The organism is Streptomyces sp. NPDC043861 (genome assembly GCF_056435905.1).
In genome coordinates, this window is the sequence record NZ_JBWKDP010000012.1 from 117,940 (window position 1) to 131,565 (window position 13,626).

A 13,626-nucleotide genomic window follows, 5' to 3' on the forward strand; every position below is an offset into this window, starting at 1 on the left:
GGGGCGGTTCGGCCGGCAGCCGCACCGCCGTCGTCACACCGTGGGCGGCTGATGAATCGTTGCGGTCATCGGCTTGGTGGCGGAGCGCTGGTGCGGGATCGGCAGCTCCCCCTGCTGCACGGCAACGGTCCGCGTCGGGGCGGGGATGCTGATGCCCTCGTCCCGGTACCGCCGGTGCAGTCGCTTGATGAACTCGTGCTTGATCCGGTACTGGTCGCTGAATTCCCCGACCCCCAGAACGACCGTGAAGCTGATCCTGGAGTCGCCGAAGGTGTGGAAGCGGATGGCCGGTTCATGGTCGGGTACGCCGCCCTCGACGTCCGCCATCACGCTCTCGACCACCTCGGTGGTGACCCGCTCCACATGGTCCAGGTCGCTGTCGTAGCCGACCCCCACCTGGACATTGAGCGTCATCTGCTGTTCCGGCCGGTGGTAGTTGGTCATATTGGTGCCCGACAGCTTCGTGTTGGGGATGATCACCAGGTTGTTGGAGATGTGACGCACCACGGTGTTGCGCCAGTTGATGTCGACGACATAGCCCTCCTCGCCGCTGCTGAGCCGGATGTAGTCACCCGGCTGCACCGTTCTGGAAGCGAGGATGTGCACACCGGCGAAGAGATTGGCCAGGGTGTCCTGCAGGGCCAGGGCGACAGCCAGACCTCCTACTCCCAGCGCGGTGAGAAGCGGGGCGATGGAGACGCCCAGCGTCTCCAGTACGACGAGGCAACCCATGGCCAGCACCACGACTCGCGTGATGTTCACGAAGATGGTGGCCGATCCGGCGACACCCGACTTGGAGTTCGCCACGGCCTGCACCAGACCGGCGACTATCCTCGCGGCCGTAAGGGTCGCAGCCATGATGAGCACGGCGGTGAGCGTCATGGTGACGTTGCGTCCCGCCCTGGCGTTCAGCGGCAGCACCGACGCGGCGATCGCCGCGCCTCCGGTGATCGCGGCCCACGGGGCCAGCGCCCGCAGGGCGTCGACGATGATGTCGTCGCCGCTCCAGCGGGTTCTGCCGGCCCGTACCCCGAGCCATTTCAGGATGACGCGCAGCAGAAGCGCGGCCGCGATGCCCGCGGCAAGCGCGATTCCGGCGACGACCAGGTCGTGAACTGTGAGGTCCCGGGTCACCGCTCGTCTCCCGCCGCACGGGCGAGGACGAGGGCGGCGTGGGCCGCCCCCGGGAACCGGATGTGATGTGTCGTCACCATGCCACCTGAGCATTCTGGGAGTGCGGTTGAGCGGTCGCGCCGGAAGCAACGGGCCGTCCGGGCACGATCTGTCATCCTGCCCCACGGCCCGGACGGGGGCGTGGGTGGGCCCGCCTTCGCATCGTTGCTCACACGCGGTCCCGTCGCCGAACTCCGCACCGGGACATGCCCGCTCCGTGGTCCCGCCGCCGGTCGCGGCCTGCACGCTGCCGGCCGCGGGCCCGGCCGCAGCCTCCGCAGGCCGCCGGTGCCGGTGCCGGTGCCGGTCCATCGGTGCACTTCGCCCCTGTTGCGGCCCCTCCCGCATCGGGCGATGCGCATGTGGGTTGCACAGCGTGTGCAAGATCCAGTACGGGGTAGCAGGAGCAGCACGTCGCGCTCGTGCCGGCCGCGGGCGCCCGGATGAAGTGGAGCGTGTCGATGACGATCGTGGTGAGAGACACCCCCGGCGATCTGGCGCCGAACCGGCTGCCGACCGGGACGGCCGCCGCTGCGGACCCGGAACCGATTCTGCCGGGCCGACTCGACGGCGGTACCCGCCTCACCGATGTCGCGCCGGCCGACGCGCGTGCTCTGTCCCGCGCGCTTTTCGACCGGCTGGACAGACTGGACGAAGGCACGTCCGCCTACGCGTATGTGCGCAACACACTGGTCGAGCTGAATCTCACCCTGGTGCGTTACGCCGCAGGGCGCCTGAACACCCGCCCCGACTCGATGGAGGACGTTCTCCAGGTCGGCACCATCGGTCTGATCAAAGCCATCAATCGCTTCGATGCGACGCGCGGCATCGAGTTCCCCACGTTCGCCCTGCCCACCATCATCGGTGAGATCAAGCGCTACTTCCGCGACACCGCCTGGGCTGTACGTGTTCCGCGCCGGCTGAAGGAGCTGCGCCCGGTCCTGCAGAGCGCCACCTCCGTACTGGAGCAGGAGCTGAGCCGCCCGCCCACTGTCGACGAGCTCGCCGATCATCTCGCTCTCGATCCGGACGAGGTCCTCGAAGGACTGACGGCCGCCAACGGCTACCGCGCCGCGTCACTGGACGCACCGGCCGCGGACGGCGACCCCGCGGACGCCCTGACCGACCACGTCCGCGTCGATGACCTGGACCTGGAGAAGGCCGAAGATCTTGCCGCGCTCGCGCCGCTCATCGCCGCGCTGCCGGAGCGCGGGCGGAGGATCCTTGCGCTCCGGTTCGTCCATGAGCTGACCCAGGCCGAGATCGGTGCCGAGCTCGGCATCTCACAGATGCAGGTTTCCCGCCTGCTCGCCCGCACCCTGGCACGGCTGAATGCCGAGCTGACGCGACAGGGGTAGCGGGCGGGCAGACATGGATTCCTGGGTCCGTTCAGTACGCGAAGCGGACTTGCCCGTCCTGGCGGACAGCCCGGGTCTTCCGGACCCGTCCCCGGGTCGGCTGCGGTCACAGACCGGTGCCCAGCTGTCCCTTGGGCGCTCGCCACGAGAGGGATGGCACCGGCCCTGGCAGTGGTTCAGCAGCGACCGGCGGGAGATCGTGGAGAAGATCCGGCCCGGCGAGGTCAGTTGGGTGGAAATGCAGCCCAGCAGGGAGCGGGTCGAGGGTTGGTTCGTCAGCAAGAAGGACGCCTACCGACTGCACGCGGTCGTCGACGGCCCTTCCCGGGCAGTACCGGATCGTATCCTCCAGCGCACCGGTCCCATGTCCGAGTCGGAGAAGCAGCGTTGCGCGGCCGCGCGGCCCACGACCAGTACGCCTGTGGGCGCGGATGCCCCGGCGGGTTCGGCCGACAAGGGACTGCTGGACATCCCGGCGCCTACGGCGCCGGGTGACCGGGCGGTTCGGAGCGCGCCACTGAACTGAGGGCATCGCCGTGTTCGCCGGCTTCCTCGGCCTCGCCGAGCCGTTCGACGAGGAGCATGGCCACATCGTCCGTGAGGCAGCCCTCGGTGTGGTGCATCAGCGCCTGGTGCAGCTGTTCCAGGAACTCCTGCGGGGTGCGGGCGCGCACCGCCTCGAGGGCCTCCGGCAGGGCGAAGAAATCGTTGTCGCAGTTCCGGGCCTCGATCACACCGTCCGTGTGCAGGAGCAGACGGTCTCCGGGTGCGAACGAATAGCTCTCCGCCTTGGCAGGAGGGCCCGCCATCAGGTCCTCCAGTCCGAGGGGCGGCAGCGGACAGCCGGGCATCAGGGCGTGGGCCTTGCTCCGGTGCAGCAGCAGCGGAGGCGGATGGCCGCGGTTGACCACCTCGACCACCTGCCCGTCCGGCACCTGCACCACGAGCGCGGTGACGAAACCCTCCACCTGGGCCGTCGGGTCGACCGCCCCCGGCGTGGCACGCTCCCGTCGCAGCGCGGCAGCGCAGTGATCCATCACCTCCACCAGGTCTTCCTCGTAGTGCACGGCCTCCCGGAACGCGCCGAGCACGGCGGCTGCCGAGCGCACGGCAGGCAGCCCCTTGCCCCGGACGTCCCCCACGATCATCCGGACTCCGTACCGGGTCTGCACGGCCTCGAACAGATCACCGCCGATCTGCGCACCCTGCTCGGCCGCGAGGTACATGCTGGCCGCTCTGAGCGGGCCCAGCCGGGCGGGCACGGGGCGCAGAAGGACCGCCTGCGCTGCGGCGGCGATCCGGCGCACCTGGTTGAGCTCGCTCTCCCTGCGCGTACGCGCGGCGCTACTCATCGTGACGCTGGCCACGGACACCAGGAGAAGCGCCAGAAGATTGGTATAGACCTGTTGGCTTCCCCATGCCTGGTTGTAGGTGGCAGTGGTCACGCTGACGGCCAGCGCGCAGACCGCCGCGGAGATGGTGCCCTTCGGCCCCATCATCACCCCCGCCAGCGCAGGCGTCGCGGTGAGCATCGGGCCGGTGTACACGGTGTGTGCCGGGGAGAGCTCGATGACCACCACGAGCAGTGCGATCGCGAACGGCACACACTGGGCGAGGGTGAAGAGGACCCGGCTGTGACCGCCCGCTCCTGATCGAAGGGATGAGCGGAAGATCGACCGCATGCAAACAGCCTGCCTCTTCGGGGCGCACTCTTCCACTCATCGCCCGGGGAACCGCCCGGGCATCCGTCGACCCGAGGTGCCCGCCGGACCTCGCCGACCGGTGCAGCCCGCCCCTCACCCCCCGCCAAGGACCGGACCGGGCGTCCACGCCCGCGCACGTCCGAGGAGAGCCTCCGGACGCCGCGCCGCATCACGACGGCCGGAACGTCCCAGGAGATCCGCACGCCCGCGCCGCATCGCGACGGCCGGCGCGTCCGGGGCTCCGCAGGCCCCGTCGGCCATGTGGCGGCCGGAGGCATCCGCGGACCCCGGTCACGGCGACGGATCCGGCCGGAGTTGGCCAGACAGGCAGTCGGCGCAAGGCATTCGCCTGCCGTACGGCGGACAGTCATCAGACGTCCGCCGGAACGTGCCCCGAGGACGCTGTCCTTGGGGCGCCCGCACACCGGCCCCCTCACCCCGCGGAGGTCAACTCCCCCATGGCAGATCTCAACCGCCGCCGCTTCCTGCAGCTGGCAGGTGGCGCCACCGCACTCACCATGCTGTCCGACAGCATCGCAAGGGCGGCAGCCATCCCCGCCCAGGGCACCACCGGCACCATCCAGGACGTTGAGCACATCGTCGTCCTGATGCAGGAGAACCGTTCCTTCGACCACTACTTCGGTGCGATGAAGGGTGTACGGGGCTTCGGCGACCCTCGCCCTGTCACCCTGCCCAGCGGCAAGTCCGTATGGAACCAGGCGGACGGCAAGAAGGTGACCCTGCCGTTCCGGCCCCCGGTCGACGATCTCGGCATGGAGTTCCTCCAGGGCCTCAACCACGACTGGGCCGGCGGCCAGAAGGCCTTCAACAAGGGCCGGTACGACCAGTGGGTGCCGGCGAAGACCGCCACCACCATGGCGTACCTGAACCGCGAGGACATCCCGTTCCACTACGCGCTCGCGGACTCCTTCACGATCTGCGACGCGTACCACTGCTCGTTCATCGGCTCCACCGATCCGAACCGCTACTACATGTGGACGGGCCACACGGGCAACGACGGCAGCGGCGGCGGCCCGGTCCTCAACAACGCCGAGGCCGGGTACGACTGGACGACCTACCCCGAGCGCCTCGAGAGCGCCGGAATCACCTGGAAGATCTACCAGGACGTGGGCGACGGCCTCGACGCCGCAGGCTCCTGGGGCTGGATCGAGGACGCCTACCGCGGCAACTACGGCGACAACTCGCTGCTGTACTTCAACACGTACCGGGGCGCCCGGCCCGGCAATCCGTTGTACGACAGGGCCCGCACCGGCACCGACGCCAAGAACGGCGACGGCTACTTCGACGTCCTACGGGCCGACGTCCAGGCGGGACGCCTTCCCCGGATCTCGTGGATCGCCGCCCCCGAAGCCTTCTCCGAGCACTCCAACTGGCCCGCCAACTACGGCGCCTGGTACATCGCACAGGTCCTCGACGCGCTCACGTCGAACCCCGACGTCTGGGCCCGTACCGCCCTGTTCATCACCTACGACGAAAACGACGGCTTCTTCGACCACGTGGTGCCGCCGTACGTACCGTCCGGACCCGACCAGGGCCTGTCCACGACCCCCACGGCGCTGGACCACTTCCCGGGCAGGACGGACTATGTCGCCGGCCCGTACGGCCTCGGCCCGCGTGTGCCCATGCTCGTCGTCTCCCCCTGGAGCACCGGCGGCTACACCTGCTCCGAGACGTTCGACCACACCTCGGTCATACGCTTCATGGAACGCCGCTTCGGCGTGCACGAGCCCAATATCTCGCCCTGGCGGCGCGCCGTCTGCGGCGATCTGACCTCCGCATTCGACTTCGCGCGTGTACAGACCGCACCACCGGTCGACCTGCCGCCGACCGCCGGATACTTCCCGCCGGACCGCGAGCGCCACCCCGACTACCGGCCCACCGCCCCGGCCGTCGGAACCATGCCCCGGCAGGAGCCGGGCAGCAAGCCCACCCGCCCGCTCGCGTACGAGCCCTACGTGGACGGCTCCGCCGACACGAGCACCGGCAAGTACCGGCTCACCTTCAGCGGTGGCCCGGCGGCGGGTGCGCAGTTCTACGTCACCTCGGCAAACCGGACCGACGCGCCGTGGACGTACACGACCGAGGCCGGCAAATCGATCGCCGACAGTTGGAACACGCGGTACTCGAAGGGCGTCACGGATCTGACCGTCCACGGCCCGAACGGCTTCCTGCGGGGCTTCCGCAACCCCGGAAAGACCGCCGGCCCCGAAGTCACCGCCCGCCACAACGCCGCAACCGGCAACCTCGATCTGACCTTCACCAACCCAGGCTCCGCCGACGCCCGTCTCACCGTCGGCAACACCTACGGCGGCACGCCCCGGACCTTCACGATCCGCAAGAACACGAGCATGAAGCACACCGTGGACCTGAGCGCCTGCCGCAACTGGTACGACGTGTCGGTCACTTCCGCCGGCCAGGCCGACTTCCTCCGCCGTTTCGCGGGCCACGTCGAGACCGGCGCCCCGGGCCTCTCCGACCCGGGCATCCTCACCGACTGACCGATCCTGCGCGCCCTCGAATCGCGCCGCTCCGGCACCCAGAGTGCCCGGAGCGGCGCGTTCTCGCGTACAACAGCCGCGGAGGCGGTCACGGAGGGGCACGCAGCGCGACAGTGGCCGGGACGGCTCAGGAACCGGAGAGATCCGGCAACGGCATCCGGTGTTCGTCGGTCGCCCCGCCACCCGCACGGCGAGCGCCACTTGCTCCGGTTCCGGATAGCGGTGAGCCGGTTCCGATGACCGAAGAGGTCCATACCGCGCCGACGCCGAAACCTCGCGGGCGATCCCGGCGACGTGCGGATGGCCGGCGCCCGCGCCCCAGGCTCGCCCGACTGAGACCTTATCGGTCACCAATTCGCCTGTTCCGCTTACGAGTTGGCCTGTTCGCGCCGGTGACACCCATACGGCGGATCCCTTATCCATGTCGTGCGCACCAGAGATCTCGGCAGCGCAACGACCTACAGGACAGCGCGCCCGCGGGCGCCGTATCGCGGGGGTGGCAGTTCAGTGCTGGCCAAGAAAGCAAGACCCTCGGCACACCCGAGCACTCTGTACTCCCCCGGTGCCCCCGAGGGATCCCCGACGGGCACACCCGGGGTGCCCGTCGGGGATCCGGAGCGACCGTACGAGCCGAAATACCTGATTCTGGGGCCGCTCGAGGTGCGGCGCGCAGGCGTGTCGTGCACCCCGACGGCCCTCAAGCAACGCGCCCTGCTCGCACTCCTCCTGTTGCATGCCAACCGGCCCTTCCCGGCGTACACACTGATCGACGAGCTCTGGGCCGACCGACCACCCAGGTCGGCGGTCTCGACGCTGCAGATGTATGTGTCGGGGCTGCGCCGCGCCCTGGACCCCGGGCACAGCCGGCAAGGCCATGATGCGCGTCGGCATCCGCTGCTGCGCACCTCCGGCTCCGGCTATCTGCTGCGTGTTCGACCGGGTGAGCTGGATCTGGACCGTTTCCGCGCGGCAGCCGCCCTCGGCCGCGATCTGATGACCGCAGGGAACTGTCCGGCGGCTGCCGAAGCGTTTCGCCAGGCGCTGACCCTCTGGCGGGGCACGCCCTTGGGGGATCTTGGCCAAGCCTGTCTGCCGGCGCACTACGCGGTACGGCTGGAGGAGGAGCGGCTGGCCCTGGTCCATGACCGGATCGGCGCGGACATCTGCCGGGGCCGGGCGCGCGAGGTGGTCGGCGAACTCGAGGAGCTGTGTGCACGTCATCCCCTGCGCGAGGGCTTCCATGAGCAGCTGATGCTCGCGCTGGCCGAGACGGGCCGCCGAGCGGAGGCACTGGACGCGTACTCCCGCGCCCGGCGCACCGTGGTGGAGAGCACCGGCATCGAGCCGGGGCCCGGTCTCCGGAGCGCACAGAAGGCGCTGCTGGGCGGAGTACGGCCGGGCAACGCGGGTCATGAACGCTGTCGGCCCATGGGTGTGTCCCCCGAGGCGGTGGCAGTCCGCTGACCGACGGCACCGACGTCGTGCGGAGCAGCCCGGGCCGGGGCCGGAAAGCCCCGGCCCGCACCGGGTGCCCGACGGCGTGCTGCCACGATCCGGTCCTCCCTGCACCGCCGCGTGGTGAGTTGCGGACAGTGACGCGCCGGCTCGGCGAAGAGCCGCACGTGGTGGTCGCCTTCACGTGGACGCGAACGGCCAAGAGTCCGTCTCCTGCCTGATCTCCGCAGAACGGCCGAAGATTGTGCACAAGATCGTTCAGGCCCTGCACCGATACGGGACCGGTGACGGGGAGTGCCGTCGGCGCAGTCGGAAGAGAGTGAGGTCAGCCGAGCCGCCAGTCCAGCCGTCGCCGGAAGTACACGAGGGGCTCGCCGGCCTGCACGGCGCAGTCCGTCACCGTACCCACCACGATCACATGGTCGCCGTGCGGGAACAGGGCGCCCGCCCGGCAGCGGATGTAGACCGGCACGCCGGCCAGTCGGGGCACTTCGCCGTCCCATTCCCACAGCACATCGGCGAACTTGTCCTCCCCGCTGCCGGCGAAGACCTGGGCCAGGGCGGAGTCCGTTCGGGCCGGCAGATGGATACCGAAGGGCGTGCCCACCCCGGTGCCGAGCTCGCGGCAGGTCCGGGAGCTACGGGCAAGTGCCACCAGGACCGACGGCGGATTCACACTGTAGGAGCACAGTGACGACACCAGCAGCCCGCACGGCAGACCGTCGGCCCGCCGTGCGGAGACCACCGCAACCCCCGACACCAGGCGCGACATCGCCTCGGTGAACTGTGCGGCCACATCGGTCTGCTCCTCCTGTCGGGCGCCCATCCGGCCGGCCCCTACGCGTGGGCGCGCTCGGCAGCGCGGAGGCACGACTCCCGGCGGCCGCGCGCCTCGGCGTCGTCGGCGACGGCCAGGACCGCGTCGAAATCCGCCACCGCCCGGCCGAAGCTGCCTGCCGCCTCGTGGACGACACCCCGGTTGAAACGGAACTCCGGCCGGTCACCGAGCTCCACCGCGCGGTCGAAGTCGGCGAGTGCCGCCGTCAGATCGCCTTCCAGATAGGCAAGTTCCGCCTTCACCGCCCATGCCTCGGCCAGCCGCGGGTCATTGTCCAGCGCTGCTGCCAGTGAGTCCCGGGCTTCGGCCAGCCTGCCCTCCTCCCCCTGAAGACGTCCTCGCAGACAGAGCAGATGGGCGTGCTCGGGGGCCAGCCGCAGCCCTGCGGTCACGCTTTCCATCGCGGCCTCGGTGTTCCCGAGGTCGGCCAGCAGCCCCGCGCGGGCCAGCCACGCCTCCAGATGGCCCGGATCCAACTCCAGGGTCCGTTCGAAATCGGCCAACGCGCCATCGGCGTCGCCGAGTTCCAGTCGGGAATCGCCCCGGTTGTAGTAGGCCTCCGGGAACGGCGGCTCCAGGGAGAGCGCCCTCTCGAAGTCTGCAATGGCCTCCTCGATCCGGCCCAGCCGCCGCTGGATGCTGCCGCGGTTGAAGTAGTGGTCGGCGAAGTCACTGTCCGCGTCGATGATTCCCGCGTAGTCGTCGAGTGCGTCCTCCAGCCGGCCGCTCATGCCGTTCACCTGTGCCCGGTTGTAGCGCAGGCCCACGCGGTGCCAGGTCCGCTCGCCGATGCCGAGTTCCCGGTCGAGCCGTTCCATTCCCTCGTCCAGCAGCCGCAGTGCCTCATCGGGCCGTCCGGCCCGGATCTCCACCAGCGCGAGCCCGTTGCGGTTGAACACCGAGTAGAAGGCACGTTCCTTGGGGTCGGGCAGCAGGTCCGAGATCGCGATGGCCTGGTTGACCCAGGCCCGGGCCTTGTGTTCATCGCGCAGTGCGGGCGGGAAGTGCCTGGCGTACAGCATTCCGGTCTCGTAGGCCAGGCTCATGTGGTGCATGGGTGCGATGGTCTCGGTACGTGCCTCCTCCTGCACCGCCGCCGACTCCTCCGGCCGGCCCGCGGCGGCCAGACACACCCCCGTCTCCCGGGTGAAGGTCCACCACAGTCCGGGACGTGCTGCCGGGTCCACCCGATGCCGGCCGTCCTCTCCCATTTCCGCCGCGGCATGGTAGAACCCCAGGTATTTGCAGCGACCCTGGGCCCAGCGCAGGGCGTCCAGGCCGGCGCCGTCGGGGTCGCTGCCCCGCAGCAGGTGGTACGGCAGGGCGCCCAGCTTCAACGAGGGCTCCACGTCGGCCAGGGCCGCCAGGGTCTCGGCCCTGCGGTCGTGCAGGGCCGTGCGCTGCTCGGCGGTGATCCGCTCGTATGCGGCGACCAGCACGGGGTCGTCGTCGACGCAGTCCCCCTCCACATATCGGGTGGCCCTTTCGAGGAGTTCCTCGGGCGGACCCCCCGCAGGCTGCGGACCTGTGGCGCTCGCGGGTGCCGGGCGCGAGATCCGGGTGGTGTGCGCGGCGAGCTCCTCGGGCAGCGACACCGAGATCATTCCGGGCGGGTCGACCAGTGCCTCGGTGTCCGAACCCACCACGAGCGTGAGCAGCTCCGCCGGTATGCGCCGGAGTGCGGCGGCGAGGAACTCCTGGTCGGTGACGTCGGCGTGCTGAACGTTCTCCACGACCAGGGTGCGGGGTCCGTCGTGGGCGGTGTCGGTCAGCGCGGTGAGCAGGAAGTCCACCAGGCCGTGGGAAACGCGCAGCGAGTGCAGTCGGGCCGGATATCTGCTGGCCTCTCCCGGTGCCTTGGCGTTCTGCTCCAGGACCCGCACGATCGGCGGTACCAGCGGGCGCAGTTCGGGGGTGCTCTCCTGCAGTTCGATGTAGTGGCGGTCGGCCAGCGCCGGGCGTCGGAGAAGCGCATCCGGGGCCACCAGCCGCATCAGCGCACCCGCCGCCGTGTAGGGACCGCGAAGCCGTCGGTGTGCGTCCACCACCGCAATCACGGAGGGCAGTTTGAGGCCGGCCCGCAGTCGGTCACGCTCGCGGCGCTCAGGAGCCGATATCCAGTAGTGGCCGGTCATGAACCTGCCCTTCACAGAGGGGCCGTCCGGGTTTCCCGTCAGGCGATGACATGTTGGGTGCGGGACCGCCGCTCGCGTATGCGTTCTCTGGCGGCGATCCAGATGGTGAGGCCGAGCTGGGCGAAGGTGAGAAGCAGAAAGACCGAGGAGTCCAGGAGGTCGACCCAACTCGTCTGCTGCCCGGCACCGAAACGGGAGACCGCACCGGAAACCATCTGGACGAGTACGGGGAGAAGTGCCAGCACGAAGGTGACCAGACTGATCGTGTAACCGACCAGGATGAGCCAGGAGTACCAGCGTGCCGCCCTCCGGTCCACCGGGTGCCACCGGGACTCGTCCGTCAGCCGGTCGGTCCGCCGGCACAGCCGCAGCAAGCGGTTGCGCAGCAGGCGTACGGACGTGGTGTGCAGATCCACGCAGCCGAGTGCGGTGGTGATCAGCACATAGACGTCGGTGCGCAAATACAGAAAGAACTGCCACAACAGACGCAGCAACGCCGCAAAGGCCAGTCCGAGGCACACCCGGCTGGTGACGCTGTCCGCTCCGCCGGGGCCGCGGGCCGCGTCCGCCACCGTGATGAGCAGACCGAGCAGAACGCAGTCGGCGACCATACCGGCCACGATCGGCAGATAGCGCTTCTTGCGCTCGACGGCGACAAGGCCGTCCAGCGCCGTCTCGACGACCAGGAAGTAAAAGCGGTACGACATGCGGGTCCTCGAGCGGACGCCGAGGCGGCGTGCGGCCAGTGCGTGGAAGGCCTCGTGGACCGCGATGAGCGGGACCGCGGCGATCAGGAGCACCACACTGATCACCGCGTAGTAGTCGCTGAACAGCAGATCCTGCGAGGTCGGGACGAGGTCCGGGGAGAGGATCATGCGCAGCACCGCCCAGGCCACGATCACCCCGTAGCAGACCCAGGCGAGCGGTGAGAACAGCGCCCGGCCGAGCCGCTGCCATCGTACGGGCGCCGATACCGCCGGTTCCTCGTCGGCCTGCCGGACGAACCCCAGCTCGCGCAGCGCCTCGATGACATCGTCGACATCGGCCCGCTCACCGTACTCCTCGGCGTACCAGTCGGAGGCCTGTGCGGGCGTGGCTCCCTCTTCCAGGCGGCGCACCAGTTGAGCACCGTCGGGAGGGAAGATTGCGTAGGAGTCGGTGTCGGGGCGCCCGATGGTGACTTCTTCGCCGTCCTCCAGATAGACCAGCGCATGGAGTGTCAGCGGGGTGTCGGCGCTGTTGCGGATGCCCTGCTCCGCCATGGAGTTCTCCCTCGGCTTCGGTCGGACCCGACATGGAGCGGGGCCTCACGCGCTCCGGGTGACACCGTCGTGCCACGGTGGGTCCGAATCGTTCGGACCGTTCCGCGGACACGACGGTGCCGAGGGCCCCGGTGCGCCAGTGGGCCCGGAACTCACCTGATCCAGGATCAGTTCGGGTTCGTGTACACGCTGCAGGCCGAGGACGTCAGGCGGACGGGGCCGGCCTTGCGAATCTGGATCTTCTTCATCTGAGCACCTCCTTCACGACAGCAGGGGCTGTGGGCTTCTTCATCCTGGCGAGGGTCGCCATACTTTCTCCATAACTCCACCAAACCCTCTTCACCACCTGGTCCCGGCCTCCTCGGCCGCAAGGTGCCGGCAGGGAAAGGAGGATGAGCGGATCGCGCATGTGCACGGGCGACGACAGCGCGTTCCATGCGGCGTTAGAGTGCGGCAGGCACCGCCCACGTCCCCCGTCGACGGCCCACAGGAAGACAGTGCCCTCCGTGAACAACGCCCACGAGACCTCCGGGTCGGCCGGCGAGCGTCGCCTTCAGCACCTTCTCGGCACGGCCGAACAGGCTGCTGCCTTCTACGACCGCCAGGTGCAGCCCCGACTCACCTCGCAGATGAGTGACTTCATACAGCGGCAGACCATGGCGTTCCTGTCCACGGCAGATGCCCGCGGCGCCTGCGACGCCACCTTCCGTGCAGGTCCTCCCGGCTTCGTCGTCGTGCTGGACGACCGCACCCTCACCTACCCGGAATATCGGGGCAACGGTGTACTTGCCGGCGCAGGAAACATCACCGAGAACCCTCATATCGGCCTGCTGTTCCTCGACTTCACCCACGATCACATCGGGCTGCACGTCAACGGCACAGCACGGTTGCGCCGGGACGAGGAACAGCGGCAGGCCTACCCGAGCCTGCCCAGGGACACCGCTCCCGGCCGCCGTCCCGAACTCTGGGTGCACATCACGGTGGAAGAGGCATATGTGCACTGCTCCAAGCACATCCCCCACCTCGAGCCGGCGCAGCGCCCCCGCTCACGCGCCGATCGGCACAAGGACGCCGACTACTTCACGACTCCGCCACCGCACCAGGACGTGCAGTGGGACGACGCATCGCAGCCACCGGCCCGCCTCGCCCCGTCGGCACACGGCACCGACGACCTGACATGACA

General features: G+C 69.5%; 10 protein-coding genes. 5 read left to right on the forward strand and 5 right to left on the reverse strand.

Translation table 11 applies throughout. The annotated features are described in order from the left end of the window. Nucleotides 1-33: 33 nt before the first annotated feature. Complete coding sequence (locus AC068D_RS25740) at nt 34-1,134, reverse strand: mechanosensitive ion channel family protein (protein WP_478825420.1); 1,101 nt, start codon at nt 1,132-1,134, stop codon at nt 34-36. A gap of 500 nt (nt 1,135-1,634) precedes the next feature. Here AC068D_RS25740 and AC068D_RS25745 point away from each other — a divergent pair, with 500 nt between their 5' ends. Continuing rightward, nucleotides 1,635-2,531, forward strand: coding sequence for a SigB/SigF/SigG family RNA polymerase sigma factor (locus AC068D_RS25745; protein ID WP_478825421.1), 897 nt, complete (start codon nt 1,635-1,637; stop codon nt 2,529-2,531). A 199-nt stretch (nt 2,532-2,730) separates the two neighbouring features. Further along, nucleotides 2,731-3,057: a hypothetical protein gene (locus AC068D_RS25750; protein WP_478825422.1), complete on the forward strand. Its 327-nt coding sequence runs from the start codon at nt 2,731-2,733 to the stop codon at nt 3,055-3,057. Here AC068D_RS25750 and AC068D_RS25755 read toward each other — a convergent pair. Next, nucleotides 3,011-4,213, reverse strand: a complete 1,203-nt coding sequence (locus tag AC068D_RS25755; RefSeq protein WP_478825423.1) for a PP2C family protein-serine/threonine phosphatase — start codon at nt 4,211-4,213, stop codon at nt 3,011-3,013. The genes AC068D_RS25750 and AC068D_RS25755 overlap by 47 nt on opposite strands. Before the next feature lie 479 nt (nt 4,214-4,692). On the opposite strand from AC068D_RS25755, the gene AC068D_RS25760 reads away from it, so the two are divergent. Continuing rightward, a complete protein-coding gene (locus tag AC068D_RS25760; RefSeq protein ID WP_478825424.1) occupies nt 4,693-6,753 on the forward strand; it encodes a phosphocholine-specific phospholipase C in 2,061 nt (686 codons plus the stop codon). A gap of 675 nt (nt 6,754-7,428) precedes the next feature. Continuing rightward, complete coding sequence (locus AC068D_RS25765) at nt 7,429-8,217, forward strand: AfsR/SARP family transcriptional regulator (RefSeq protein WP_478825425.1); 789 nt, start codon at nt 7,429-7,431, stop codon at nt 8,215-8,217. Between the two features lie 316 nt (nt 8,218-8,533). Here the strand turns inward: AC068D_RS25765 and AC068D_RS25770 are convergent, their stop codons facing one another. Genes AC068D_RS25770 through AC068D_RS25780 form a run of 3 tightly spaced genes read right to left on the reverse strand, consistent with a single transcriptional unit; the run spans nt 8,534 to nt 12,443 of the window. Further along, nucleotides 8,534-9,034 (reverse strand): flavin reductase family protein, encoded by a 501-nt coding sequence (locus AC068D_RS25770; RefSeq protein ID WP_478825426.1) that lies wholly within the window; start codon nt 9,032-9,034, stop codon nt 8,534-8,536. Between the two features lie 11 nt (nt 9,035-9,045). Further along, entirely contained in the window at nt 9,046-11,181 is a 2,136-nt protein-coding gene (locus AC068D_RS25775; RefSeq protein WP_478825427.1) for a tetratricopeptide repeat protein, read from the reverse strand. A 38-nt stretch (nt 11,182-11,219) separates the two neighbouring features. Further along, on the reverse strand, nt 11,220-12,443 hold the full coding sequence (locus tag AC068D_RS25780) for a hypothetical protein (protein WP_478825428.1): 1,224 nt from the start codon (nt 12,441-12,443) through the stop codon (nt 11,220-11,222). A 506-nt stretch (nt 12,444-12,949) separates the two neighbouring features. Here AC068D_RS25780 and AC068D_RS25785 point away from each other — a divergent pair. Then, nucleotides 12,950-13,624, forward strand: a complete 675-nt coding sequence (locus AC068D_RS25785; RefSeq protein ID WP_478825429.1) for a pyridoxamine 5'-phosphate oxidase family protein — start codon at nt 12,950-12,952, stop codon at nt 13,622-13,624. Nucleotides 13,625-13,626: the final 2 nt, after the last annotated feature.